Below are 24,832 nucleotides of genomic sequence, written 5' to 3'. Positions count from 1 at the left end.
TCATTATAACACATTTAGGGACATAATAATAGAATTATCTGATTTTGTAATAAGTGTAAAAAATAAAAAGCGTAAGGAAATACCATTAACGGTGCAGTTTAGTGGAAGAAGGATTTTAATTTATTATGATGAAATATGTAATCAAGGTGAGATCTAAGAATGAGGCTTAAATACTATAAAAAATGTTTTATAGTATGAATGTAAGGGAGGAGAGCTAACTTGGAGTTCACAACAGAAAGATTAATAATTAGACCTTTTAAGAGTACTGATTTACAGGATGTATTTGCTATTTATAATAGTGATGATACATGTAAGTTCCTATTACATAATAAGTGGACTCATGAAGATATGCAGGAAAGATTTAATAAGAAGCTATCAAATAATGTACTTACTAAAGAAACAATATTAAGTTTGGCAGTTATATACAAAACTAAAGTAGTTGGTGATTTATCCGTATGGTACACAAATATGAAAGACACTGTTGAGATTGGTTATAGTTTTGCAAAGGAAGTAGCTGGGAGAGGTTTGGCAACAGAAGCAGTAAGTAGTTTGGTATTGAAATTATTTAATGAATGTAATGTACATCGTATACAGGCTAATCTTGATGCACGTAATACAGCTTCACAAAAATTGTGTGAACGAATAGGCATGAGAAAGGAAGCCCATTTCATACAAGATTTTTGGAATAAAGAGGAATGGACAGATAGTATTGTATATGGAATGCTATCCTCCGATTTGTAGTAATAAACTTAGTGATTTTATTATGCTAAAAGGTACGTTAGTTGAATAACAAAGGGCATAACATATTATATATGACTAATATGTTATGCCCTTTAATTTATTAACCTGTTTTATATGCGTTTGAAACGGCCGACAATTTCAACTGTTTCAGTAATGTTCATAAATGCTTTGTTATCCACTTGACGGATAATACGTTTCATTTCGCCTAACTCATAGCGAGTCACGACAGTGTAAATCATTTTTTTCTTATGGTTTGTATAGCCGCCGACAGCGTCTACCATTGTCACCCCGCGTATGCCGTGATGTAGTAGTGCGCTTTTTATTTCCTCGCCTTTTTCTGTAATAGTCATTATCGTTAATTTAATATGTTTCGTATGCACAGCGTCGATAACTTTGCTGACTACAAATCGACTAATTAACGTATAAAGTGTAATATCCCATCCGAAAATAAAACCTGCTGCTACAAGTAAGATTAAGTTGAATACAAATATGATTGCTCCAATTGAAACATCTCGATATTTCGCTACAATCAATCCAACAACATCAAAACCACCTGTTGAAGAAGCAAATCGGAATATAATTCCTGAAGCTGCTCCGCAGATAACACCACCGAATACAGAAGAAAGTAAAATATCGTCTGAAACTTGGTGTACCGGGATAATGTTCATCGCTAACGATGACACAGCTACAAAGTACGCTGTTAAAAAGGTTGTCTTCTTTCCTAAGTAAAAGTGACTTAAAATAAGAAGAGGAATGTTTAGTAAAAAGATAAGTGCACCGATATTGTAGTGCATTAAATAACCGATAATCATCCCTACACCAGCGAATCCACCGCTAATCATATTATGCGGGATAAAAAACATATTCATAGAAATTGCATACAAAATAGAAGCTATAAAAATAACAACCAACTGTATCATAAATTCTAAGTGAAATGTTTTAGCTGCTGGGAAGGATAAAAAGGCGGTGTCGGGAACGTAATCGGCGTCTCCTAGTTGACCCATAGTATGTTTCATCTCCATATTCATTTTTGATTACAAGAAGAGAATAAAGGTTTTTTCAAAAACTGGCAATAGTTTTATTATAATGCAAAAATTTTATAAATTTCTAATAAATCAAGCCTATTCATTGATGTGTGTGAATATGCTAAAGAAAGCGAATACAACGTTTCTTAATTATTGTTTTCTTGAGAAAATATGCAAAATACTTTTTTTGAAAATAAAAGGAAATAGAGAATATTTGCCCGATGTGCTAAAATGACCTTATTAAGGATGTGAAGCGATGGAATTTTTATTGCAGGATGCAATTCTATATATATCGTTTGTAACGACAGCACTTTGTTTATTAGAAGTTTTCTTCCTTGCTAATGTTTCTCGCTTTGTGCGTCAACAAGCATCAAGCGGTAGACAAAGAGCTTTTGCGTTAGTTGATACATGTGAAGATAGTGCGGGAAATGTACCGCTATTTTCAATTTTTTATAAATATGGAATGATTCGTTCCGTACGCAGGCAAGAATCAAGTGAAGAGAATGATGAGGTTGGTCCGTATACACCAATGTTTCGCTAAATAATTACGAAACATTGGAGGAATGAACATGTTAAAATCATACCGAGCTGCGCTCATTAGTTTATCAGTAGTACTTGTTTTTGTTTTATCTGGCTGCAGTAATGCAGGCACAATTGATTCACATAGTACGGGGATATGGAACCATTATTTCGTATATCCAATCTCGTATATGATTCAATTTGTTGCTCATCATATACCGGGAGCTAGCTTCGGGGTTGCTATCATTATTATGACGCTCGTTATTCGTTCAGCCATGATTCCATTAGCTGTTTCGCAATATCGCAGCCAAGCGAAAATGAAGAAAATGCAACCTGAATTGCAGAAGCTAAAGAAAAAATACGGTGATGTAAGCAAAGACCTTGAAAAACAAAAGCAGTATCAAAAAGAAATGTCAGAACTAATGAAATCAGGCGGTTGGAATCCACTTGCTGGTTGCTGGCCAATTTTTATACAAATGCCGATTTTCTCTGCTTTGTATTATGCGATTAGCAGAACGGAAGAGATTCGCACATCTTCGTTTTTATGGGTGAACCTAGGACATGCAGATCCATATCATATATTACCGATTATTGCAGCGTTAACGACATTTATTCAGATGAAAGTTTTCCAATCGAATATTACACCTGGAGAACAAGTGCAGATGCTAAAGATGCAGCAAATTATGATGCCAGCAATGATTCTATTTATGGGGTTTGCGGCGCCATCAGGACTTGTGTTGTACTGGATAACAGGTAACTTATTTACAATGACACAAACAATTGTATTAAGAAAAATAATGGAACGTGAAGAGTTACAATTACAAAAAGCATAGAGAAACACCGCTCATTACGAGCGGTGTTTTTTATTTCAATCGTTAAGGAAATTTTAAGAAACCAATATTACTATTGGCGTTGTATACGAAAGTGTACATGCTTTAGAAATATGAAGGAGGAAATTTCCTATGAAGAAGAAAACAGTTGGTTATTTAGCGATTGCAGGTGCTTTATCATTCGGAATCATTGGAGGAGTCGGTGTTCCGGCATTCGCGGCAACAAATACTCCAAAAGCTGAGCAAGCGACAAAAACAGCGAAAAAAGATTTAGATGACGCTACAAAACAAAAAGTAAAAACGATTATGGACGATACAAAGAAACAGTTACAGGAACTAGGTGTAAAGCTTCCAGAAAAAGAAAAACGTAAAGAAATGTTTGCGGGATTAGATGAACAAACAAAAGAAAAAGCGAAATCGATTTTAGAGCAAGAGAAATCTGGAAAATTAACACGTGAACAAGCAAAAGAGGAATTGACAAAGCTAGGCGTAAAAATGCCGGAGAAAGGTAAGCGTGGAGACATGTTTGCTAACTTAGATGAACAGGCGAAAGAGAAAGCGAAGTCGATTTTAGAGCAAAAGAAATCTGGAAAATTAACGCATGAGCAAGCAAAAGAGGAATTAACAAAGCTAGGCGTGAAAATGCCGGAGAAAGGTAAACATGGAGACATGTTTGCTAACTTAGATGAACAGGCAAAAGCAAAAGCAAAGTCAATTTTAGAGCAAAAGAAATCTGGAAAATTAACGCATGAGCAAGCAAAAGAAGAATTAACAAAATTAGGTGTGAAACTTCCAGAGAAAGAGAAGCATGAAGACATCTTTGCAGGATTAGATGAGGCAACAAAAACAAAGGCAAAAGCGATTTTAGACAATGAAAAGAAACAATTAGAGGAATTAAATGTGGATCTTCCGCATCACAAGTTTTTTATGAAAAAAGAAGATAAATAATTGATTTATGTATCTTTCGTGGGGCAACCGGAAGGCACGTGCGAGGACCGATTTCTACTTATAGAAATCGGTCTCTTTTAATGATTCAATAAAATTCTTTTCATAGTTAGTATGTATCCGAAGACGCAGTAGAAGATTGCAAAACCGATAAACACTTCCGTATATTGATATTTACCCAATACGTAGAAGGAAACAGCTGGTATAATAGCTACCGCTAAAATGCTATAACCAGGATACTTGTGCCGATGCATGATAGCGAATAGAACAGAGAGAAACGTAGCAATGATACAAAAAACAGCAATCATTATTGGTGCACCTCCTATATGAATTATACCATTTTTAGGGAATTGGAGAAATATTACAGCTTCTGTTATAATATAAGAAGATAAATATTTCCTATGTTATATAAAAAATATATTGATTTTTTCTAACAATTCAATATAATGAACAATAACTACAAAATTCGACATCAAGAAGTGATGATGAGGACACGATCAATTTTTTACGATTCTCAGAGAGGGAAGCCTTTGGCTGTGAGCTTCCTAATACGGAAAAATAGATTACCACCTCTGAACTGCAGCAGTGAACGAGCATCTAGTAATTGCTTGCCGGCAAAAACCGTTATTTAGACTTGAGAAATTGGTGAAGTGTATTACTTTACGAATTGAAACAAGGGTGGAACCACGAATACAACACTCGTCCCTTTTTTAGGGAGGAGTGTTTTTTTATTTCATTTTTGCATCACACTAGGATTGGAAGGAGGATACGCAGCATGCATCATGATGAGAAGAACAAAATTGGTTTAACAGTAGCACTTTCTATCGTAGTAGGAACGATTATTGGATCTGGTGTGTTTATGAAACCAGGGAGCGTATTAGATTACTCGGGGAGTTCTAATATGGCCATTCTTGCTTGGGTAATTGGTGGCCTGTTGACGCTAGCAAGTGGTTTAACAGTTGCTGAAATTGGAGCGCAAATCCCGAAAAATGGTGGGTTGTATACGTATTTAGAGGAGATTTACGGAAGTTTTTGGGGATATTTATCAGGTTGGATGCAAACAATTGTTTATGGACCTGCTATTATCGGAACATTAGGTTTATACTTTAGTTCTTTAATGATTAATTTTTTCTATTTAGATAAAGTGTGGAATTTACCAATCGCAATTGGAACGGTTGTGTTCCTTGGCGTTGTAAATAGTATGGGAACAAAATACGGAGGTATCGTTCAAACAATCACGACAATTGGGAAGATGATTCCGATTGTGTTAATTGTTGTGCTAGGTTTCTGGAAAGGGAATAGCGATATTTTTAACGTAGTTGTGCCGATATCGGAAAATCAAAGTATCGGTATGGCAATTTTAGCAACGTTATTTGCTTATGACGGCTGGATTTTACTTGCTTCGATTGGTGGAGAAATGAAGAATCCAACAAAGTTATTACCGAAAGCAATGACAGTAGGGATTTTAATCGTAACGGCTGCTTACGTATTAATTAACTTGGCGTTATTAAATGTATTACCAGCAGCGAAAATTGTAGACCTTGGAGAAAATGCAACAGCGACAGCTGCAGGCATGTTACTTGGAGAATATGGCGGAAAAATTATTAGTATCGGTATTATCGTTTCTATTTTCGGCTGTTTAAATGGAAAGATTTTAACGTTCCCACGTATCCCAATGTCTATGGCAGAGCGTGGACAACTTCCATTTTCTAAGTTTATTGCAAAGGAAAGTCCGAGATTTAAAACACCAGCAAATGCGATTACTGTTGAAATCATTTTAGGAATTATTTTAATGATTATTAGTGATCCAAATAAGCTATCTGAGATTTCCGTATTCATTATTTATATTTTCTATGTAATGACGTTTATTGGTGTCTTTATTTTAAGAAAACGTAATAAGAATAAAGAGCGTGCATATAGTGTACCGTTATTCCCAATCGTACCAATCGTAGCGATTTTAGGTTCGTTATTTGTAATTGGTAGTGCGATTATTAACGATCCAGTAAGTTGTTTCTTATCGATTGGAATTGTATTTACGGGACTGCCGGTGTATTGGTACTTGAATAAGAAGAAAGAAACAGAATGATAAAAAGGTAGGCGTATTATACGCCTACCTTTTTTACTGTAAAAAAATTGTACTTGCTTCCACTTTCTATTTTGGTTACTATGATGGTAGTAACCAAAATAGAAAGCGTGGGGAAAGACTTGAATTTTCGTGTTTATATTTTAGCTATCGCGGCTTTTGTAGTCGGAACGGTTGAGCTAATTATAGGAGGAACGCTCGATTTAGTTGCCAATGATTTAGGAGTATCTATTAGTGCAGCTGGTCAGCTTATAACAATATTTTCGGTAGTATTTGCTTTGTCAGGTCCAGTTTTATTAGCTTTGACAGGGAAGTTTGAAAGAAAAACATTGTATGTTGGAGCATTATCGATTTTCTTAATCGGAAATATTATTTCGGCATTTAGTGTGAATTACGGAATGCTGATGTTCTCAAGGGTTATTTGTGCGGCCAGTGGTTCATTAATTATTGCACTATCGGTAACACTTGCTTCTAGTGTAGTAGAACCGCATTTTCGTGCGCGTGCAATTGGAATCATTTTTATGGGAATTAGTGGATCACTTGTACTTGGAGTACCGCTTGGTCTTGTACTCGGAAATGCATACGGATGGCGTGCACCATTTGTATTAATTTCGGTATTAACAGTTATGGCAATTGCTTGTATTTCATTATTCTTAACGAAAGTACCACCGACATCGGTATTATCAATAAAAGAACAACTTGCTACTTTAAAAGATAAAAAAATTGTAAGTGCACAGTTAACATCATTTTTGTTTTTAACAGGGCATTTAACATTGTATGCATATTTAACACCGTTTTTAAAAGATGTCATGCATGTTGAAGCAAACTGGATTAGTGTGTTTTACTTTATTTTCGGAATCGCAGCAGTAATTGGTGGCGGCTTTGGTGGCTGGCTTGCTGATAAATGGGGATCGAAGAAAAGTATTATTTCCATCATTATCGTATTTGCGTGTGCAATCTTCATACTGCCATTAATGACATTCTCATTCCCGCTCTTCATCATTATGATGGGACTTTGGAGTATGCTGAGCTGGGCGATTTCACCAGCGCAACAAAACTATTTAATTGAAATTGCACCAGAATCAGCTGGTATTCAGCAAAGTTTAAATAACTCTGCCCTTCATTTAGGAATTGCACTTGGTTCAACAGTAGGCGGAGTTGTTATCGAAAAATCATCTGTTATATATAATGCTTGGGTAGGCGGTGGCTTTATTATATTAGCTCTGCTTTGCGCGATTTTCTCGATTATGAGAGGACGCTCTACTCAGTTCGTGAAAGAAGAATCTATCGTTTGATAGGTTCTTTTTTTATTTGTAAAAAATTGCAGGTTTTAGTAGGGAAATGGAGAAAAGGGTATATAGCGAGGTGATAGTATATGGATTATTCAATTATTGGTTTTATATTCACAGTATTGCCGTTATTTGTGGTTATCATTGTTTTTAGATGGGTTCGTTTCATCTATAAAAATTCAGAGAAACAGGTAGAGCAAAATGAGAAAATCATTGAGCTGTTGATGGAGATAAAGGAACAAAACGAAAAGGAGTCTAAGTGAAAAACTAGACTCCTTTTTATTATTTAATTAGTATCTTAATTTCATCAACAAACTCTTAATTTCCTCATCTTCCATAAAGAGGTCATGGTGCTTCTGGGTGATCTTTGCAAGTGCAACGTCGTGATAGAAAAATTCTGTAAAGAACTTCACGAAAGGTTGTGACATTGTTTTCATCGCTTGCCATGACTCTTGTTCTACGCCAGCAAATAAAATTTCACGATCGTCAACGATGAGTAGCAAATAGCGCTCTAATGCATTAGGTTCTTCAGCTGGGATTAGAAAATGCATGTTTTCTAAGTCTGTTTCTACTTCTCCAACAATAAGGGATTCAATTTGAACACCTTGTTTTGCTTTTTGTTCTAGTAAAGGGAGATATTCTAAAAGAGTATCATTCCAAGCTGAAATACGGATTGATTCTTTTGCACTTTCAATGAGTTCCTTACTTTGAACTCGAATAGAAGATTGCATTTTTAAGCTCCACACACGGTCATCTGTAAATGATTTTTTTGATATATTTGTTTCCAGTTCTTTAATATTTGATTGGAATTCTGTCGTTAATTTTTCAATTGCTAGCTTTAGTGGTAATGCTGTATACAGTTTTTTCTTTTCTGAAACAGAATCCATTACCATTCCTTTATCGATTAGGCGTGCTAGCACTTCATATATTTTTGCTTTTGGAACACCTGAATGCTTCACAATCGTTGTAGCATCTAATGGTTCATTGCTTGATACGACAACTTCATAAGCTTGGCTTTCATATTGTGAGAAACCGAATTTTTGTAACATAGTTCCCTCCGAACGAATGAGATTATATTTTAAGGATAATGAACTATTTGTTTTTGCACAAGTGGTAGTCCGTTTTCTAATTGTATTAAGGTGAGAATTAATTTCAATTTTTTAATTTTATCTATTATACTTAATATAATGATTAATAAGATTTTAATTTAATGCGAAGGGGATGCTGGGGGGAAGATGTTAAGAAGTTTACGTTTAAAAATTGCGGTAGTGTTTTCAGTTCTTATTTCTATGATGTTCGTAATATTGGGTACAGCTGTGTATCAATTACAGAAAGAAAAGGAAGTGCGTTCCTTAGACGAGTATTCTCAAAATGCGATGGATCTTGTAACAGAGCAACTTACGACATTTGTTCAAAGAACGGATGAAGATATGGGGTATTACGCGAACAGTGAGATGATTCGTAATATACTTCAAGGTGGGGTTACTCCAGAAGAGGAAGCGTTTTTAACGAAAGAGTTTGCGGAGTATAAAAAGAATCATCCTGGTATTTTAGATTTATATATTGGTACGAAAGATAAAAAAACATTAAGTGCCAATCTTGCTGAAGGTGGGCAAGTGCCAGAAGGATACGATCCAACGACAAGACCATGGTATAAAGATTCAGAGGCTGATGTAAAAAAGGTCCATTGGGGACAACCTTCTTATGAAATTGCAACAGGAAAGTTAAGTGTAGGTGTTTCTAAAGCAATTACAGCTCAAGATGGATCTGTATTAGGCGTTGTTGCGATGGATGTATCGCTTGGGACGATTCAGAAGTTGCTTCACAATATTCAATACAATAATGACGGAGAAATGTTTATTATAAATGATAAAAATATGGCTCTTGTTTATCCAGAAAAGATAGGAAAAGATGTTTCTAAAGAGCCACTTATAAAGAGCTTAAATAAAGAGGTAACAAAATATGCGGTCAGTACAATAAAAGGTGAAGATGTAGTTGTTTACAGTCAATCATTTGATACGATGAAATGGACGATAGGAATCTTTTATCCGAAAGAAACGATCGATGGGCTATTAAATAGTACGAGAAATACAGTTATTATAATGGCATGTATTAGTTTATTAGTTGGAATCGTAGCTTCCTACTTGTTCTCAAGAAGATTAGCAAGACCACTGCAACTATTAAAGAATCACGTACAAAAAGTAGCAGAAGGCGATTTAACGCTGCGAATGAAAGTGACAAGTAAAGATGAAGTTGGAGAGTTGACTAAGCACTTTAATGATATGGTTGAACAAATGAATGAAATGGTAAGTAAAATTAAAAACAGCGTATCAACGGTGCAACAATCAACGAATAGTTTACATTACTTAACGAATGAAACAGTAGCGGCTAGTAGAGAAGTTTCAGGAGCAATGGATGATGTGAGTGGAGGAGCCTCTACTCTTGCGAATGGTGTGGATGAAGTTTCAGCTCAGCTCGAGAATATGGCGGAGTCAGTGGAACAAATGAATAGCTCCGTTGGTGAAATAAAAGGAGTGGCTGGCAAAGCGGAAGAGGCATCTAAGCAAGGATTAAATACAATGAGGAATTTAATCCGTACGAGGGGACAATCATCTTCGATTGTTGTTCATACAGAAGAAGCATCGGATAAGTTAGAACAAAGAGTTGGATCGATTCAAAATGTTGTTGAGCTTATAAAAGGCATTTCGGATCAAACAAATTTACTTGCTTTAAATGCATCGATTGAAGCTGCCCGTGCAGGTGAGCAAGGTAAGGGATTTGCGGTTGTTGCTGAAGAGGTTCGGAAATTAGCGGAACAATCAAAAGAGGCAACCGGAGAAATCACAACGATGATTGGTGATGTACAATTAGAAGTAAAAAGGGTTGTAGAAGTTGTAAGTAAATTGAAAGACATTGCAGATGTGCAAAATAAAGTGACGACAGAGGCGGAAATGGAGTTCCGCACAATTATGTCAGTCGTAAATACGATTAGTACTTCAGTTGAAAAAATTGTAGAAGAGGTACATAACATAGGTTACGAGCAAGGGGAAATTACAGCGGTAATGCATACAATTGCTGGTACGAGTCAAGAAAGTGCAGCTGTTTCTGAAGAGGTACATGCTGCAACGGAATCACAGGTGAATCATTTAGAAAAGGTAGCTCACACGATGGAAAGTTTGACAGAACATATGAGAGATTTAGAAAGATTAGTCGAGCAGTTTAAAGTGGAAGAGTAACATATTAGTAAAATGATGAGGATTTCGGTAAAATAGACAATGGATATATAAGAAACGATTATAGGAGGAAGACTACTATGGCAATTGTTGATGTATCGATTATTCCAGTAGGAACAGGTAATCCAAGTGTTAGTGAATATGTAGCAGAAGTACAAAAGGTGCTAGAGAAAAATGCGGATCGCGTGAAGTATCAATTAACACCGATGAATACAATTATTGAAGGAGATCTTCCTGTCATTCTAGAAGTAATTCAACAAATGCATGAAGTTCCATATACGAAAGGTGCGCAGCGCGTTGCAACAACAATTCGTATTGATGATCGTCGTGATAAAGTAAGCACAATGGAGAAAAAATTAAACTCTGTTCGATCAAAATTATAAAGAAAAGCAGCGATTTTCGCTGCTTTTTTCATATAGGAGGTAAATAAGATGAGTGAAAAGTTTAACGAACAATTTGACGGGTTGTTAGAGAAATACACGGAACTGTTACTTGGAGAGAGCAATGAAGAGAGAAAAGAACAGGTACAGAAGTGGGCACTTTATTCTTACATAGCGAAGACGATGCCAGCTTTAGTGAAGCATTGGAATGAGACGTATCCCGATGCGAAAGAAGAGATGGTGCAGTTAATTACGGATATTAAAAGGCTGAATGAAGAGAAGCGAAATGAGCAATAAAAAAACTTGAGGGAAATATAATCGTAAGTTTTCTGTATTAATATCCTTATATAATTTACATGGAATATTAAGGGTTTTATAGGCATGTCGAATATTTTCGACATGCCTATTTTATGCCTATTAAACTCCATTTTTCTAAATGTCGAAAAATATTTCAGGTATATTTATAAGCAGAAATATAGGTTTTTAAATGTTTTTATAGTATTTTATAAATTATCTAAATAATTATTTGTATCCAATAATTTTAAACAATGATATAATTTTGAAGAGGGGTAAAAAACAGATAAATTACAGTCATAGGGGTGAATTACATGGAACAATTAATGCGAAATTCGTTTCTTTTCTTGTCAAAAAATAAAGCGCTAACAAAACTGGCTAAAAAGTACGGTTTACGCTTTGGTGCAGGTCGCTTTGTCGCAGGGGAGACAATTGAATTAGCGACAGCAGCTATTAAACAATTGAACAAGCAAGGACTTTGTGTAACAATCGATTATTTAGGGGAATTCGTTGATAATGAAGCGGAAGCAAATGAAATGGCTAACCAATCGATTGAAGCAATCCGTGCAATTGGAAGAGAAGGTCTTGATTCGCAGCTTTCTTTAAAGATGACTTCTATGGGATTAGATATCTCTGATGAAATCGTAATGAACAATATGCGCCGTATTTTAGAAGCGGCGAAAGAAAATGGTGTGTTCGTTACCATTGATATGGAAGACTATACACGCTGTGGTAAAACAATTGATATCTTTAAACAATTAAAATCTGAATACGATAATATTGGTACTGTTATTCAAGCTTACCTATATCGTACAGAAAAAGATATTGAAGATTTAAATGCTTATAATCCTAATTTACGTCTTGTAAAAGGTGCTTATAAAGAACCTGAAGAAGTGGCATTCCCAGACAAGAAAGATGTAGATGACAATTATAAAAAAATTATTAAAATGCACTTATTAAATGGAAATTATACTGCAATTGCTTCACATGACGAAGCGATTATTGAATATACAAAAAAACTTGCTGAAGAACACAACATTCCAAGGGATCAATTTGAATTCCAAATGTTATATGGTATTCGTAATGAGCGTCAACTTGAGCTAGTAAAAGAAGGCTACAAAATGCGTGTTTACGTACCTTATGGAAACGACTGGTATGGATATTTCATGCGTCGTCTAGCAGAGCGTCCAGCAAACGTTGCGTTCGTATTAAAAGGTATGGTTAAAAAATAACCAAGGAGAAAATACTCCTTGGTTATTTTAATTGCTGAAATGCATAATGTGCCATTTTCTTCGTATCAGGATACAGTTGCTTGCGGGTAGAGGATAATACAACATTAATGACACGTTTACCGTCTTTTTCATCCACTGTTACGACTGTATATTTGCCAAGTGCTGATAGACCGCTTTTACTTCCAATCGCATATGGATCGTCATATAGTTCTTCTCGTCCGTAGTTTGCGATGTTTGGAGAGCGTTCTGAAGTATGTAGAGTTGTACGCGTTGAATTCATATATTCTAAAACAACTGGATACTTTAATGCTTCTTTCGTAATAATAGCAATGTCATATGGTGATACTTTATTCCCAATTGCATCAGCACCACTTGCGTTTTTGAAAGTCGCATGCTTTGTACCAAGTTCCTTCGCTCTAGCATTCATCATTTTCACAAATTCATTTTTTGATCCTGCAATATGTTCTGCAATTGATTCAGCTATTGGATCTGCACTAATGATGAGCATAAGTTTTAATGCCTCATCACGCTTTAATTTTTCTCCAGCACGAAGTTTAATTTTCTTGCTTTGACTTTCTGTTTTAATTGCGTTTTCTGTAACCGTAATTTCTTCATCTTCTTTTACATTCTCTAGTAAAAGAAGGGTTGTCATCATTTTGGCTATACTAGCCGGATAAGAGCGTTCGTCTTCGCGTTTCCCATACAAAATTTCACCTGTGTTTGCATCGATTGTAACCCCATATTGCCCAGTAATGTTGGGTTGATCAGCTCTTACAGCTTGTTGTCTTTGTGCATAAGAGAAGAAAATCATCCCTGTAAATAGTGTGGCAATCATTACAATCATAACTATTGTTCGTTTCATTATAATTCCCTCATTTGTTACAAATAAATTGGGCAGAAAAAGCAGCCATTAATCATTATGCCACGTTCTCTGCCCAAAAATATAGCGTTATTTTTCGCCCATATTATGCTTTTTATATTGTTGGTTATTACCTTGACGTCCTTTTTCCACGCCGTGGTTATGCGGACCTGCGTTTCCAGTTACACTAGCTGCACTAATTCCAGCCTTTGAAGGGTTCTTCTTAAGTTTTGCCATATATATTCCTCCAGTTTCGTCAGATTATAAAAAGGGAAAGTGTATTTTAGTGAAGAAAATACATATATAGCATGGCCAAATGAAAGAAAAATATTTATTTCAGAAAATTTTATCAATAAATATATTGCGAAAATTTAAACAGTATCATATATTTATTAGTAGAGGCTCACTCATTGATTGCGACTTATGTCGAAAAATTGAATGAGCATTCATTCAAGAATAGGGGGAGAATTGGATGTTCCAAATTAAAAAGGCTGCTGTTCTAGGTTCAGGCGTAATGGGTTCGGGAATTGCGGCACACTTAGCTAATATTGGTATTCCGACATTATTGCTTGATATTGTACCACCTGCGCTTACGAAAGAAGAAGAAGCGAAGGGACTTACATTAGAACATAAAAGTGTGAGAAATCGTTTTAGTAATACGGCTGTGCAAAAACTATTAAAGCAAAAACCAGCTCCTCTGACAGTGAAAGGAAATCTAGCACTGATTGAAGCAGGTAACTTAGAAGATGATCTTGAGCGTCTAGCTGATGTAGATTGGATTATTGAAGTAGTAGTTGAAAACTTAGATATTAAAAAGAAATTATTTGAAAAAGTAGACGCTGTTCGTAAACCGGGCTCAATTGTAAGCTCGAATACGTCAGGCATTTCAGTTGAAAAAATGGCAGAAGGTCGTTCAGACGACTTCCAGAAACACTTCTTAGGCACACACTTTTTTAACCCACCACGATATTTAAAACTTCTAGAGGTAATACCGACGAAAGAAACAGATCCACAAGTATTAAGCTTCATGAAACTATTTGGCGAAGACGTTCTTGGAAAAGGCGTTGTTATCGCAAAAGATACACCAAACTTTATTGGAAACCGCATCGGTACGTATGGTTTACTTGTTACTCTTCAAGAGATGGTAAAACGCGGCTATAGCATTGGGGAAGTTGATTCTGTAACAGGCCCACTTATTGGTCGTCCGAAGAGCGCAACGTTCCGCACATTAGATGTTGTCGGTTTAGATACATTCGTACACGTTGCAAATAACGTATATGAAAATGTGCAAGAAGAAGAGCGTGATGTATTTAAAGTACCAGCTTTCATGCATGACATGCTTGAGAAAAAATGGCTTGGAAGTAAAACGGGGCAAGGCTTCTTCTTAAAACAAGGAAAAGAAATTTTAGAATTAAATCCTGAAACGATGGAATACGAAGCGCGTAAAAAATTAAAAGCTGCATCCGTAGAGTTAAGTAAACAAGAAAAAGGATTAGCGAATAAATTGAAAGCGCTTGTATACGCGAAAGACCGTGCAGGAGAGTTATTATGGAACATCATTACACCAACTCTTTTATACTCTGCAAAACTTCATAAAGAAATTGCTGACGATATCGTTGCAATTGACCAAGCGATGAAGTGGGGCTTCGGCTGGGAGCAAGGGCCATTTGAAGTGTGGGATGCAATCGGCGTTGAAAAATCTGTTCAAAAGATGGAAGAAAACGGCGTAGTTGTTCCTACTTGGGTGAAAGAAATGTTAGAGAAAGGTTTCACTACTTTCTATAAACATGATAACGGCGATAGCTACTATTACGATAATGGCGAATATAAGCTAATCGAGCGTAATAAAAAAGCAATTTCTCTTAAGCAATTAAAAGCAAAAAATGGTGTCTTAAAGAAAAATAGCGGAGCGAGCTTAATTGATTTAGGCGACGGCATCCTTTGCTTAGAGTTCCATTCGAAGAGCAATGCAATCGGTATGGATATTACGCAAATGATTAACTACGCTGTTGATGAAGTAGAAAAGAATTATAAAGGTCTTGTTATCGGTAACCAATCGAAGAACTTCTGCGTTGGTGCGAACCTAGCAATGATCTTAATGGAAGCACAAGACGACAACTACTTTGAAATTGAGTGGGTTGTGAAAAACTTCCAAGATGCAATGACGAAAATTAAGTACGCTTCTAAGCCGGTTGTAGCAGCACCATATGGTATGACGCTTGGCGGAGGTACAGAAGTTTGCTTACCAGCAGCGAGCATTCAAGCTTCTAGTGAAACGTATATGGGCTTAGTAGAAGTTGGTGTTGGCTTAATCCCTGGCGGAGGCGGTAATAAAGAGCTATACATTAAACACTTAAACAAAATGGCAAACGGTGTAGAGTTTGATCTGCAAAAAGTTGCAAATAAAGTGTTCGAAACAGTCGCAATGGCGAAAGTTTCAACTTCAGGACAAGAAGCAGTTTCTCATAACTTCTTAGGTGATAAAGATGGTATTAGTGTGAATGGTGATCACTTACTATACGATGCGAAACAGAAAGCACTTGCTTTATATGAAGCTGGTTATAAAGCGCCGATCCGTAAAAAGATACCAGTTGTTGGGGAAACAGGATATGCAACTCTTGCACTTGGTGCGGAAGCAATGCATTTATCTGGTTACATTTCAGAGTACGATCTTCACATTGCTAAGAAACTTGCATATGTCATTGCGGGCGGAAAAGTGCCGTACGGAACAGAGGTTGATGAGCAATATTTATTAGATGTAGAACGTGAAGCATTTATTAGCTTAGTAAGTGAGATGAAATCACAAGCAAGAATGCAGCACATGCTTGTAAAAGGAAAGCCATTACGTAACTAATAACGAGGGGAGATATCGTTCATGAGAGAAGCTGTCATTGTTGCGGGAGCAAGAACACCAATTGGAAAAGCAAAGAGGGGTTCATTAAAAACAGTTCGTCCTGACGATCTAGGGGCGTTAGTAGTAAAGGAAACGTTAAAGCGTGCGAATTATGAAGGACCAATCGATGATTTAATTTTCGGTTGTGCGATGCCAGAAGCAGAGCAAGGTTTAAATATGGCTCGTAATATCGGCGGATTAGCAGGACTTTCTTACGATGTTCCAGCTATTACGATTAACCGTTACTGTTCTTCAGGTTTACAAAGTATCGCTTACGGAGCTGAGCGTATTATGCTTGGTCACTCTGAAGCTGTATTATCAGGCGGAGCAGAATCAATGAGTTTAGTTCCAATGATGGGACACGTTGTTCGTCCGAATAGTCGCCTTGTAGAAGCGGCTCCAGAATATTATATGGGTATGGGACATACAGCAGAGCAAGTTGCTGTGAAATATGGAATTTCTCGTGAAGAGCAAGATGCATTTGCAGTAAGAAGTCATCAACGTGCTGCGAAAGCATTAGCTGCAGGAAACTTTGCTGATGAAACAGTACCTGTAGATGTGACGTTACGCTCGGTTGGATCAAACAATAAACTTCAAGAAGAAACAATCACTTTCGCACAAGACGAAGGTGTAAGAGCAGAGACGACACTAGACATTTTAGGGAAATTACGTCCAGCATTTAACGTTCGCGGTTCTGTAACAGCTGGTAACTCTTCACAAATGAGTGATGGTGCAGCATCTGTATTATTAATGGATCGCGAAAAAGCAGTGAGCGATGGCATGAAGCCACTTGCGAAATTCCGTTCATTTGCAGTAGCTGGCGTACCACCAGAAGTAATGGGAATCGGCCCAATCGCTGCAATTCCAAAAGCGTTAAAACTAGCTGGCTTAGAGTTATCTGATATTGGCTTATTCGAACTAAATGAAGCATTTGCTTCTCAATCGATCCAAGTTATTCGTGAACTTGGTTTAGATGAAGAAAAAGTAAACGTAAACGGTGGTGCAATCGCACTTGGACATCCACTTGGCTGTACAGGAGCAAAACTAACACTATCTCTTATTCACGAAATGAAACGCCGCAACGAACAATTCGGTATCGTAACAATGTGTATCGGCGGCGGAATGGGAGCAGCGGGAGTATTTGAATTACTTTAAAAAGTGCAGGTGGCTCGTTTAGAACAGGAGGGCGTTGGAAGCCTTGACGAAGAGGCGCTTTTTGCCTCACAGGAAGGGGTGAAACGACCGACTGTTTTAGCCACTGGAACTGGATTATGAAAAAAAGTGGAAGCGGCTTGTTCAGAATGTGAGGGGGATGGAGCTTCAGACGTAGAGGCGCTCTTTGCCTCGTAGGAAGAAGCGAAGCCACCGACTGTTTTAGCCACTGGAACTGGATTATAAAAAAAATGGAAGCAACAAAGGTTTATAAAAAAAGGGAGAGCTAGCTTCTTTCAAAAAGAGAGAAGCGGCTCATGAAAATATGAAGGAGGAAATTTTCATGGAAAAAACAGTAGGAAATGCGGTTAAAGGCGGTAGCTTTTTAGTAGATGAGATTACGATTGATCAAGTGTTTACGCCAGAAGATTTTTCATCTGAGCATAAAATGATTGCTAAAACGACAGAGGACTTTATCGTAAATGAAGTTCTTCCAGAGCTTGAATATTTAGAGCAACATGAGTTTGATCGCTCAGTTCGTCTTTTAAAAGAAGCTGGAGAACTTGGTTTATTAGGCGCTGACGTACCAGAAGAGTACGGCGGAATTGGTCTTGATAAAGTAAGCTCAGCGTTAATCGCAGAGAAGTTCTCTCGCGCTGGTGGCTTTGCAATTACTCACGGTGCTCACGTAGGTATCGGCTCTTTACCAATCGTATTATTCGGTAACGAAGAGCAAAAGAAAAAATATTTACCATTGCTTGCAACTGGTGAAAAATTAGCTGCATACGCATTAACAGAGCCAGGTTCAGGATCTGATGCATTAGGCGCAAAAACAACTGCACGTTTAAATGCAGAAGGTACACATTATGTATTAAACGGTGAAAAACAATGGATTACAAACTCTGCATTCGCTGACGTATTCGTTGTATATGCAAAAATTGATGGCGAGCACTTCTCAGCATTTATCGTAGAGAAAGACTACGCTGGCGTATCTACAAGCCCAGAAGAAAAGAAAATGGGTATTAAATGTTCTTCAACTCGTACGTTAATTTTAGAAGATGCGTTAGTACCGAAAGAAAACTTACTTGGCGAAATCGGTAAAGGTCATATTATCGCATTCAACATTTTAAATATCGGTCGTTATAAATTAGGTGTTGGTACAGTTGGATCTGCGAAACGTGCAGTAGAAATTTCAGCACAATATGCAAACCAACGTCAACAGTTCAAACAACCAATCGCTCGCTTCCCATTAATTCAAGAGAAACTTGCGAATATGGCAGCAAAAACATATGCAGCTGAAAGCTCTGTATATCGTACAGTAGGTTTATTCGAAAGCCGCATGAGCACATTATCTGAAGAAGAAGTAAAAGACGGTAAAGCAGTAGCAGCTTCTATCGCTGAATATGCAATCGAGTGCTCTTTAAACAAAGTATTCGGTTCTGAAGTATTAGACTATACAGTAGATGAAGGTGTTCAAATTCACGGTGGTTATGGATTTATGGCAGAGTACGAGATTGAAAGAATGTACCGCGATTCTCGTATTAACCGTATTTTCGAAGGAACGAACGAAATTAACCGCCTAATCGTACCAGGTACGTTCTTACGTAAAGCGATGAAAGGTGAATTACCACTTCTTCAAAAAGCACAAAAATTACAAGAAGAGTTAATGATGATGATGCCAGAAGAAGTAGGCGATGAGCCATTAGCACTTCAAAAGTATTTAGTAACTAATGCGAAGAAAATCGGCTTAATGGTAGCTGGATTAGCGGCTCAAAAATACGGTAAAGCATTAGATAAAGAGCAAGAAATTCTTGTAAATATCGCTGACATCGTAAGCAATCTATACGCAATGGAATCAGCTGTTCTTCGTACAGAAAAAGCGATCAAAACAACTGGTCTTGAAAAGAATAAACAAAAAGTGTTATACACTGAAGTATTCTGCCAAGAAGCATTCAACGAAATCGAAGCAGATGCGAAAGAAACACTTATCGCAGTTGAAAATGGCGACATGCTGCGCATGATGTTATCATCATTACGTAAATTAACTCGTCACACACCACTTAACGTAATTCCGAAGAAACGTGAAATCGCTGCGAAAATTTTAGAAGATGAGCGTTATACAGTTTAATAGATGAAAGAGAACCAGTAGCCGATTGGCTACTGGTTTTTTATTGCTGAATTCTTGAATAAAGCTGTTTTACATATGTATGTGTAAACAGCTCTTTTTTATGGAGGTAAAGAAGATGAAGGTAATAAGCGTAGAAACAGTGCATCAAATTGCATTTTTACCGCGTCTATTTCCAATTAACTGTTACTTCGTTGAAGAAGAAACAGGATTAACTTTAATTGATGCGGCTTTACCGTTTTGTGTAAAGAAGATTTTAGAATCAGCTCGGAAAATTGGAAAACCGATTACGAATATCGTTATTACACATGCGCATGATGACCATGTAGGAGCGCTTGATGGTATAAAACAAGTGCTGCCGGATGTTCCGGTCTATATTTCAAAAAGAGATGCATGTTTACTTGAAGGAGATAAGGTACTGCAAGAGGGAGAACGAAATACACCAATAAAAGTGGGAGTGTCAAAACAGATAAATACGATTCCAGATATTCTTCTTCAAGAGGGAGATAAAGTTGGTTCTCTTGTAGCGATTAGGGCTCCAGGTCATACGCCAGGATCAATGGCGTTTTTAGACATGAGAAATGATGCGCTCATTGTTGGAGATGCATTTCAGACGCGAGGAGGAATAGCGGTAGCAGGACAGTTGAAATGGATGTTTCCGTTTCCTATGTTTGGGACTTGGAATGCAGAAGTTGCGTTAACAAGTGCCAAAAAATTGCTGAAATATAAGCCGACTATATTGGCGACAGGACATGGAAAAATGATTGAAAATCCGGTAATGCAAATGCAACGGGCGATTGAAGAAGCGAAAAGGAATTTAAGTAGAAAGAGCCTCTAATTGTTTAGAGGCTCTTTTTAGTTAAATGATTATTTAGAAAGCTTTTTCATGAATACGATTTAAAAAGAACAGAATACTAAAGGAGAATGAAAGAAGAAAGGTAGGAGTATTCCATGCAAAATTTAACAGAGCTTGAAGTAGAAAACTTACGTCATTTAATTGGTGGACACGCAACAATTATTAACAAGTTGGAGCAGTATGCAGAAACGTGTACAGATCCACAATTGAAACAAATGTTACAAAAGGATGCGCAAGATGCACGAAATACGAAACAGCAATTAATGACTTTCCTAGGATAGGAGGAAGCGGAACATGAATGAAAAAGATATGGTAAATGATTATTTAGCAGGATTAAATGCAAGTTTAACAAGCTATGCAAATTATATTGCTCAGTCTGATAATGAGCAGTTACATCAAACGTTAATTCAAATTCGTAATCAAGATGAGATGCGCCAACGTAATATGTATGAGTACGCAAAGCAAAAAAGTTATTACAAACCGGCAGCACCTGCGAATCCGATGATTGTGCAGCAATTGAAAAGTCAGTTAAGTGCAGAATAATAGGATGAAAAAACGAGCGAAAATGGATTCGCTCGTTTTCTTTTTGTATATGTCAATAAATACATAATAAATATTTTTCCAGCTGTAACAAATATGACGAAAATGGAATATAACAATTCACAAAAAGGACAAACGATTTGCTCAATATTTCACAAAGTATCCATGGTTTCTATCGTGAGAACCTTTATAATTAGGAGTGTAAAGAGCAAAAGAAATAGATTATATGATCAATTAGGAGAGATTGCTATGAAAAGACATACAAGAAAAATTGCAATTATCGGTACTGGATTAGTTGGATCAAGTTGTGCGTATTCCATTGTAAATCAAGGGATTTGTGAAGAGCTATTATTAATTGATATAAATCATGAACGTGCAGTTGGGGAAGCAATGGATTTATCACATTGCATTAACTTTACAAATACAAGAACAAAAGTATATGCAGGAAGCTATGAAGACTGCAAAGATATGGACATTGTTATTATTACAGCAGGGCCAGCACCAAAACCTGGACAAAGTCGCTTAGATACTTTAGGAGCGAGTGCGAAGATTATGGAAAGTGTTGTTGGCGGCGTAATGGAAAGTGGATTTGATGGTATTTTCTTACTTGCATCGAACCCAGTTGATATTATTACATATGAAGTGTGGAAATTATCTGGATTACCTAGAAATCGCGTAATCGGTACAGGTACATCATTAGATTCTTCTCGCTTAAGAACAATTTTATCTGAAATGTTACATGTAGACCCTCGTAGTATTCATGGGTATTCATTAGGAGAACATGGTGATTCTCAAATGGTTGCTTGGTCTCACGTAACTGTTGGTGGAAAGCCAATTCTGCAAATTTTAGAAGAACAAAAAGAACGATTTGGTAAAATAGATTTAGATGAAATTGTTGAGAAGACTGCAAAAGCTGGTTGGGAAATTTATAAACGTAAAGGAACTACTTATTACGGAATTGGAAATTCTCTAGCATATATTGCGAGTTCCATCTTTAATGATGATCACCGTGTCATTGCTGTATCAGCCATTTTAGATGGTGAGTACGGTGAATATGATATTTGTACAGGAGTACCCGCTATTATTACTAGAGACGGTATAAGAGAAGTTGTAGAACTCAATTTAACAGAGGATGAAGAATCTCGATTCGCAAAATCAAACGATATTTTACGTGATTATATGAAAACAATTGGTTACTAACTTATAGAAGAAGGTGAAACGAATGAAGGAATATATAATGTCTCGTGTATTTAAAGCATCTGCTGGAATCGCACAAGGTATTTTCGTATCCCTCGGAATTGGTTTACTGATCGAAAATATAGGAAGAATTGTTGATATACCATTACTTATTACAATCGGAGTTGTTGCAAAATCCCTTATGGCACCGGCGATTGGTGCCGGGATTGCTTTTATGCTCGGTGCAAACGGTCTTGTAATCTTCTCGGCGATGGTAGCCGGAGCAATTGGTGCCGGATCCATTTCAATTACTGAAGCCGGTCTAATTATTAAAACAGGTGAGCCAATCGGTGCATTATTAACAGCAACTTTAGCTGTATATATTGGTAAACGTTTAAGCGGAAAAACTGCGTTAGATATGATGCTCGTTCCATTTGCAGCAATATTAGGTTCTGGTTTAGTTGGTATTTGGTTATCTCATAATATTACTCCTGTTTTAAATGCAGTTGGAGCGTTTATTAAAGATAGCTCAGCTGGTAGTCCGTTTATTGCTTCTATCGTCATTGCAGTAGTTTGGGGGCTATTACTTATCTCTCCAGCTTCATCAGCTGCGTTAGCAATTGCACTTAGCTTAGACGGTGTTGCAGGTGGTGCTGCTCTTGCCGGATGCGTCGCTCAGTTTATCGGATTCTCTGTCATCTCAGCGAAAGAAAATAATTTAGGTGGCATATTAGCTCAAGCACTTTGTACTCCGAAAGTACAGTTACCAAATATCACTAAAAATCCAATGATTCTCGTCCCAACTGTCGTTGCCAGTGCTATAGTCGGTCCAGTATCCGCATTAATTTTCCAACTGGAAGCAGGAAAGGAAATTGCAGGTCTTGGATTAAGTTCTCTTATCGCACCAATTAATTTAATTTCCAGCCAAGGATGGGAAGTTCTCCCGGCGATGGTAATTACTTATATCGTCATTCCAGTAGCTGTTTCTTATATACTTTACATTGCTCTTAAAAAAGCAGGTCGTATTCACTCTGGTGATATGACTGTACCGCAATCTTAAGTTGAAAATCTCCTTAATAATATATAAAAGCAGACTGAGAAGCCACAGTCTGCTTTTTTGTCATGCTACATTCTATGATTTTGTTTTACTGGAACTCTTATTGGTTCTTTGGCCAATAAGAGCTGAACGCCGAAGTAAAGTATACTTGCAAGCGTCATTCCAGAAATGGCATCTACAAAGGCATGCTGCTTCGTAAATAGCGTTGATAAAATAATAAGTGTACCGAAGAAAGTAAGGATGTAATATTCAAAAGCATGCTGTTCTCTACGCTTAAAGGCAGCTAACATAATTACAAATGTAGTAAGAACGTGAATGCTAGGGAAACAGTTTACTGGCTGGTCGATACTATAAATATAGCGAACTAGTTCAGAAAATACATCTGTTCCAACGACAGTCGGACGCGGTACAGTTGTTTGCCAAAAATAATAAATAGAAAAACAAGCAAGCTTTCCAAAAATAACACTACTTAAAGTGACATAATATTGCTTTCGGTCAGCAAAGCAGTAATAAATAAGTGCGCCGTATAAGTATGGAAACCAAAGTAAATAAGGAATAATAAATGCTTTTACAAATGGAATCCAATCATCTACTACAGTTGTAACGTCTACTGCGTGAACAGTCGATTTATTTAATACGTCGTAAAGGGGACTTACGAGCACGAGTAGAAGTATATAACTTAACGGAAGAAAAGATGAAAGTTTAAATTTCTTCATGTTGATCTCCTATGTTTAGTAATGTAAGTAAATTCAATTGATTATAATATAGAAACGTGAATTGGGCTATCGATTTTACTTACATTTTCTTGAATTAACCTTACGTTTTTGTCACTTGACTAAAAAGAAGGAGAGGGTGCTAAATGAAGCGTTTATCGTATTTCTTATTTTTTATATTGATATGCCTAGTAGGTGCTGGGTGTGCAAAGGATAAAGCAGGAGAGAAATTAGAATATAACGGAAGAGCACTCGTAATTGGAGTTGTTGGAGAAAAGCCGAAAGATACGTTTAGGAATGTAAAGTTTGAAGAAATGAAGTTAGAGGAACTGGAAAAGAAATCTAAGGAAGTGGATGGTTTTCTAATAATGAAAGATCACTTTCAAGAAGCCTCAACAGAGCAGTATAAAAATGTATTTTCATCGCTAAAGAAACCAGTGTTTTTTATCGGTTTACAAGATAAATCATATTCAATTTTTATTACAAAAGGAATAGAGTATAACAGTGCACGAAAAGATGTAAATGCTATGTATACGCAAGGCTTTGCAAATATCGGAAGTGGTGAAGGGCAACAATGGGCAATTGGTTTATCTAATGGTGGAAATACAGAAGAAAGTATTCATAATATGTATATCGTCGTATTTCAAACCATCGCAGATTATTTGAATAGATGATGAGGGAGCCTGTAAACGAGGCTTCTTATTTTTTTAATCAAACGTTTGTTTAAGCTGTATGTTCGGTAGGAAGAAACTGATGTAACTCAATGGTTAAGAAAGAAAAATGGAGAATTAATCAAACGTTTGTTTAAGCTGTATGTTCGGTAGGAAGAAACTCCTGTAGTTCAAAGGTTAAGAAAGAAAAATGGAGAATTAATCAAACGCTTGTTTAAG

The 24,832-nt window shown here is 36.7% G+C and carries 26 protein-coding genes, 1 pseudogene and 1 other annotated feature; of the genes and pseudogenes, 21 read left to right on the top strand and 6 right to left on the bottom strand.

Annotated features, from left to right (window positions below; genetic code table 11):
- Window positions 1-219: 219 nt before the first annotated feature.
- Window positions 220-741 carry a GNAT family N-acetyltransferase gene (locus tag ABWK52_RS10750; RefSeq protein ID WP_098542051.1) on the top strand — a complete coding sequence of 174 codons (522 nt, stop codon included), beginning with the start codon at window positions 220-222 and terminating at the stop codon, window positions 739-741.
- A gap of 110 nt (window positions 742-851) precedes the next feature.
- On the opposite strand, the gene ABWK52_RS10745 is transcribed toward ABWK52_RS10750, so the two are convergent.
- Window positions 852-1,745 carry a YitT family protein gene (locus ABWK52_RS10745; RefSeq protein ID WP_000530044.1) on the bottom strand — a complete coding sequence of 298 codons (894 nt, stop codon included), beginning with the start codon at window positions 1,743-1,745 and terminating at the stop codon, window positions 852-854.
- A 277-nt stretch (window positions 1,746-2,022) separates the two neighbouring features.
- On the opposite strand from ABWK52_RS10745, the gene ABWK52_RS10740 reads away from it, so the two are divergent.
- The 3 genes from ABWK52_RS10740 (at window position 2,023) to ABWK52_RS10730 (ending at window position 4,063) form a co-directional block, all read left to right on the top strand.
- On the top strand, window positions 2,023-2,307 hold the full coding sequence (locus ABWK52_RS10740; RefSeq protein ID WP_000394930.1) for a hypothetical protein: 285 nt from the start codon (window positions 2,023-2,025) through the stop codon (window positions 2,305-2,307).
- A 28-nt stretch (window positions 2,308-2,335) separates the two neighbouring features.
- Window positions 2,336-3,118, top strand: coding sequence for a membrane protein insertase YidC (locus ABWK52_RS10735; RefSeq protein ID WP_000920519.1), 783 nt, complete (start codon window positions 2,336-2,338; stop codon window positions 3,116-3,118).
- Between the two features lie 129 nt (window positions 3,119-3,247).
- On the top strand, window positions 3,248-4,063 hold the full coding sequence (locus tag ABWK52_RS10730; protein ID WP_098508569.1) for a hypothetical protein: 816 nt from the start codon (window positions 3,248-3,250) through the stop codon (window positions 4,061-4,063).
- A 77-nt stretch (window positions 4,064-4,140) separates the two neighbouring features.
- Here the strand turns inward: ABWK52_RS10730 and ABWK52_RS10725 are convergent, their stop codons facing one another.
- Entirely contained in the window at window positions 4,141-4,368 is a 228-nt protein-coding gene (locus ABWK52_RS10725; protein WP_000562239.1) for a hypothetical protein, read from the bottom strand.
- A gap of 165 nt (window positions 4,369-4,533) precedes the next feature.
- Window positions 4,534-4,770, top strand: a binding site (T-box leader).
- 65 nt (window positions 4,771-4,835) lie between these two features.
- On the opposite strand from ABWK52_RS10725, the gene ABWK52_RS10720 reads away from it, so the two are divergent.
- The 3 genes from ABWK52_RS10720 to ABWK52_RS10710 all read left to right on the top strand — a co-directional run bounded on the left by ABWK52_RS10720 (window position 4,836) and on the right by ABWK52_RS10710 (window position 7,695).
- Complete coding sequence (locus ABWK52_RS10720; protein ID WP_000546312.1) at window positions 4,836-6,146, top strand: APC family permease; 1,311 nt, start codon at window positions 4,836-4,838, stop codon at window positions 6,144-6,146.
- Window positions 6,147-6,253: 107 nt separating this feature from the next.
- The gene (locus ABWK52_RS10715) at window positions 6,254-7,438 is read left to right on the top strand and encodes an MFS transporter (RefSeq protein ID WP_141495097.1); all 1,185 of its coding nucleotides are present in this window, start codon (window positions 6,254-6,256) and stop codon (window positions 7,436-7,438) included.
- Window positions 7,439-7,518: 80 nt separating this feature from the next.
- Window positions 7,519-7,695 (top strand): hypothetical protein, encoded by a 177-nt coding sequence (locus tag ABWK52_RS10710; RefSeq protein ID WP_000386585.1) that lies wholly within the window; start codon window positions 7,519-7,521, stop codon window positions 7,693-7,695.
- A 27-nt stretch (window positions 7,696-7,722) separates the two neighbouring features.
- Here the strand turns inward: ABWK52_RS10710 and ABWK52_RS10705 are convergent, their stop codons facing one another.
- Window positions 7,723-8,481 (bottom strand): TrmB family transcriptional regulator, encoded by a 759-nt coding sequence (locus ABWK52_RS10705; protein WP_000939479.1) that lies wholly within the window; start codon window positions 8,479-8,481, stop codon window positions 7,723-7,725.
- A 186-nt stretch (window positions 8,482-8,667) separates the two neighbouring features.
- On the opposite strand from ABWK52_RS10705, the pseudogene ABWK52_RS29750 reads away from it, so the two are divergent.
- The 5 genes and pseudogenes from ABWK52_RS29750 to ABWK52_RS10685 all read left to right on the top strand — a co-directional run.
- Window positions 8,668-9,720, top strand: a pseudogene (locus ABWK52_RS29750) (cache domain-containing protein); the annotation flags it as partial.
- Complete coding sequence (locus tag ABWK52_RS29745; protein WP_416717473.1) at window positions 9,715-10,668, top strand: methyl-accepting chemotaxis protein; 954 nt, start codon at window positions 9,715-9,717, stop codon at window positions 10,666-10,668. The pseudogene ABWK52_RS29750 and the gene ABWK52_RS29745, both read left to right, overlap by 6 nt.
- A 77-nt stretch (window positions 10,669-10,745) precedes the next feature.
- Window positions 10,746-11,048 (top strand): MTH1187 family thiamine-binding protein, encoded by a 303-nt coding sequence (locus ABWK52_RS10695; RefSeq protein ID WP_001018860.1) that lies wholly within the window; start codon window positions 10,746-10,748, stop codon window positions 11,046-11,048.
- A 48-nt stretch (window positions 11,049-11,096) separates the two neighbouring features.
- Window positions 11,097-11,342: a YusU family protein gene (locus ABWK52_RS10690; RefSeq protein ID WP_001290594.1), complete on the top strand. Its 246-nt coding sequence runs from the start codon at window positions 11,097-11,099 to the stop codon at window positions 11,340-11,342.
- 311 nt (window positions 11,343-11,653) lie between these two features.
- The gene (locus ABWK52_RS10685) at window positions 11,654-12,571 is read left to right on the top strand and encodes a proline dehydrogenase family protein (RefSeq protein WP_000436772.1); all 918 of its coding nucleotides are present in this window, start codon (window positions 11,654-11,656) and stop codon (window positions 12,569-12,571) included.
- 22 nt (window positions 12,572-12,593) lie between these two features.
- On the opposite strand, the gene ABWK52_RS10680 is transcribed toward ABWK52_RS10685, so the two are convergent.
- Together ABWK52_RS10680 and ABWK52_RS10675 are read right to left on the bottom strand one after the other, a co-directional pair.
- Complete coding sequence (locus tag ABWK52_RS10680; protein ID WP_000831466.1) at window positions 12,594-13,433, bottom strand: D-alanyl-D-alanine carboxypeptidase family protein; 840 nt, start codon at window positions 13,431-13,433, stop codon at window positions 12,594-12,596.
- An 87-nt stretch (window positions 13,434-13,520) separates the two neighbouring features.
- Complete coding sequence (locus ABWK52_RS10675; RefSeq protein WP_001096344.1) at window positions 13,521-13,667, bottom strand: YuzL family protein; 147 nt, start codon at window positions 13,665-13,667, stop codon at window positions 13,521-13,523.
- A 235-nt stretch (window positions 13,668-13,902) separates the two neighbouring features.
- On the opposite strand from ABWK52_RS10675, the gene ABWK52_RS10670 reads away from it, so the two are divergent.
- The 8 genes from ABWK52_RS10670 to ABWK52_RS10635 all read left to right on the top strand — a co-directional run bounded on the left by ABWK52_RS10670 (window position 13,903) and on the right by ABWK52_RS10635 (window position 23,232).
- Window positions 13,903-16,284: a 3-hydroxyacyl-CoA dehydrogenase/enoyl-CoA hydratase family protein gene (locus ABWK52_RS10670; RefSeq protein ID WP_098542055.1), complete on the top strand. Its 2,382-nt coding sequence runs from the start codon at window positions 13,903-13,905 to the stop codon at window positions 16,282-16,284.
- A gap of 21 nt (window positions 16,285-16,305) precedes the next feature.
- Entirely contained in the window at window positions 16,306-17,478 is a 1,173-nt protein-coding gene (locus ABWK52_RS10665) for an acetyl-CoA C-acetyltransferase (RefSeq protein WP_001206324.1), read from the top strand.
- A 340-nt stretch (window positions 17,479-17,818) separates the two neighbouring features.
- Window positions 17,819-19,603 (top strand): acyl-CoA dehydrogenase family protein, encoded by a 1,785-nt coding sequence (locus tag ABWK52_RS10660; protein WP_000416291.1) that lies wholly within the window; start codon window positions 17,819-17,821, stop codon window positions 19,601-19,603.
- A 115-nt stretch (window positions 19,604-19,718) separates the two neighbouring features.
- Complete coding sequence (locus ABWK52_RS10655) at window positions 19,719-20,438, top strand: MBL fold metallo-hydrolase (protein WP_098508564.1); 720 nt, start codon at window positions 19,719-19,721, stop codon at window positions 20,436-20,438.
- Between the two features lie 113 nt (window positions 20,439-20,551).
- On the top strand, window positions 20,552-20,737 hold the full coding sequence (locus ABWK52_RS10650; protein ID WP_001180551.1) for a hypothetical protein: 186 nt from the start codon (window positions 20,552-20,554) through the stop codon (window positions 20,735-20,737).
- Window positions 20,738-20,750: 13 nt separating this feature from the next.
- Window positions 20,751-20,999, top strand: coding sequence for a spore coat protein (locus ABWK52_RS10645; RefSeq protein ID WP_001002987.1), 249 nt, complete (start codon window positions 20,751-20,753; stop codon window positions 20,997-20,999).
- Between the two features lie 246 nt (window positions 21,000-21,245).
- Complete coding sequence (locus tag ABWK52_RS10640) at window positions 21,246-22,196, top strand: L-lactate dehydrogenase (protein ID WP_000820651.1); 951 nt, start codon at window positions 21,246-21,248, stop codon at window positions 22,194-22,196.
- A 22-nt stretch (window positions 22,197-22,218) separates the two neighbouring features.
- Window positions 22,219-23,232, top strand: a complete 1,014-nt coding sequence (locus tag ABWK52_RS10635; RefSeq protein WP_000666172.1) for a PTS transporter subunit IIC — start codon at window positions 22,219-22,221, stop codon at window positions 23,230-23,232.
- Window positions 23,233-23,297: 65 nt separating this feature from the next.
- Here the strand turns inward: ABWK52_RS10635 and ABWK52_RS10630 are convergent, their stop codons facing one another.
- Window positions 23,298-23,945 (bottom strand): phosphatase PAP2 family protein, encoded by a 648-nt coding sequence (locus ABWK52_RS10630; RefSeq protein ID WP_000713771.1) that lies wholly within the window; start codon window positions 23,943-23,945, stop codon window positions 23,298-23,300.
- A gap of 143 nt (window positions 23,946-24,088) precedes the next feature.
- On the opposite strand from ABWK52_RS10630, the gene ABWK52_RS10625 reads away from it, so the two are divergent.
- The gene (locus tag ABWK52_RS10625) at window positions 24,089-24,616 is read left to right on the top strand and encodes a hypothetical protein (RefSeq protein ID WP_000826869.1); all 528 of its coding nucleotides are present in this window, start codon (window positions 24,089-24,091) and stop codon (window positions 24,614-24,616) included.
- Window positions 24,617-24,832 lie beyond the last annotated feature (216 nt).

The organism is Bacillus sp. AP50, from assembly GCF_040492675.1.
GTDB classification, from domain to species: domain Bacteria; phylum Bacillota; class Bacilli; order Bacillales; family Bacillaceae_G; genus Bacillus_A; species Bacillus_A cereus.
This window is presented reverse-complemented; position numbering and strand designations above follow the sequence as displayed.

Coding starts and splice junctions, on each gene's coding strand:
- ABWK52_RS10745 (WP_000530044.1), bottom strand. CDS start 1,745: ATGGGTCAACTAGGAGACGCCGATTACGTTCCCGACACCGCCTTTTTA.
- ABWK52_RS10740 (WP_000394930.1), top strand. CDS start 2,023: ATGGAATTTTTATTGCAGGATGCAATTCTATATATATCGTTTGTAACG.
- ABWK52_RS10735 (WP_000920519.1), top strand. CDS start 2,336: ATGTTAAAATCATACCGAGCTGCGCTCATTAGTTTATCAGTAGTACTT.
- ABWK52_RS10730 (WP_098508569.1), top strand. CDS start 3,248: ATGAAGAAGAAAACAGTTGGTTATTTAGCGATTGCAGGTGCTTTATCA.
- ABWK52_RS10725 (WP_000562239.1), bottom strand. CDS start 4,368: ATGATTGCTGTTTTTTGTATCATTGCTACGTTTCTCTCTGTTCTATTC.
- ABWK52_RS10720 (WP_000546312.1), top strand. CDS start 4,836: ATGCATCATGATGAGAAGAACAAAATTGGTTTAACAGTAGCACTTTCT.
- ABWK52_RS10710 (WP_000386585.1), top strand. CDS start 7,519: ATGGATTATTCAATTATTGGTTTTATATTCACAGTATTGCCGTTATTT.
- ABWK52_RS10705 (WP_000939479.1), bottom strand. CDS start 8,481: ATGTTACAAAAATTCGGTTTCTCACAATATGAAAGCCAAGCTTATGAA.
- ABWK52_RS29745 (WP_416717473.1), top strand. CDS start 9,715: ATGGTTGAACAAATGAATGAAATGGTAAGTAAAATTAAAAACAGCGTA.
- ABWK52_RS10695 (WP_001018860.1), top strand. CDS start 10,746: ATGGCAATTGTTGATGTATCGATTATTCCAGTAGGAACAGGTAATCCA.
- ABWK52_RS10690 (WP_001290594.1), top strand. CDS start 11,097: ATGAGTGAAAAGTTTAACGAACAATTTGACGGGTTGTTAGAGAAATAC.
- ABWK52_RS10685 (WP_000436772.1), top strand. CDS start 11,654: ATGGAACAATTAATGCGAAATTCGTTTCTTTTCTTGTCAAAAAATAAA.
- ABWK52_RS10680 (WP_000831466.1), bottom strand. CDS start 13,433: ATGAAACGAACAATAGTTATGATTGTAATGATTGCCACACTATTTACA.
- ABWK52_RS10675 (WP_001096344.1), bottom strand. CDS start 13,667: ATGGCAAAACTTAAGAAGAACCCTTCAAAGGCTGGAATTAGTGCAGCT.
- ABWK52_RS10670 (WP_098542055.1), top strand. CDS start 13,903: ATGTTCCAAATTAAAAAGGCTGCTGTTCTAGGTTCAGGCGTAATGGGT.
- ABWK52_RS10665 (WP_001206324.1), top strand. CDS start 16,306: ATGAGAGAAGCTGTCATTGTTGCGGGAGCAAGAACACCAATTGGAAAA.
- ABWK52_RS10660 (WP_000416291.1), top strand. CDS start 17,819: ATGGAAAAAACAGTAGGAAATGCGGTTAAAGGCGGTAGCTTTTTAGTA.
- ABWK52_RS10655 (WP_098508564.1), top strand. CDS start 19,719: ATGAAGGTAATAAGCGTAGAAACAGTGCATCAAATTGCATTTTTACCG.
- ABWK52_RS10650 (WP_001180551.1), top strand. CDS start 20,552: ATGCAAAATTTAACAGAGCTTGAAGTAGAAAACTTACGTCATTTAATT.
- ABWK52_RS10645 (WP_001002987.1), top strand. CDS start 20,751: ATGAATGAAAAAGATATGGTAAATGATTATTTAGCAGGATTAAATGCA.
- ABWK52_RS10640 (WP_000820651.1), top strand. CDS start 21,246: ATGAAAAGACATACAAGAAAAATTGCAATTATCGGTACTGGATTAGTT.
- ABWK52_RS10635 (WP_000666172.1), top strand. CDS start 22,219: ATGAAGGAATATATAATGTCTCGTGTATTTAAAGCATCTGCTGGAATC.
- ABWK52_RS10630 (WP_000713771.1), bottom strand. CDS start 23,945: ATGAAGAAATTTAAACTTTCATCTTTTCTTCCGTTAAGTTATATACTT.
- ABWK52_RS10625 (WP_000826869.1), top strand. CDS start 24,089: ATGAAGCGTTTATCGTATTTCTTATTTTTTATATTGATATGCCTAGTA.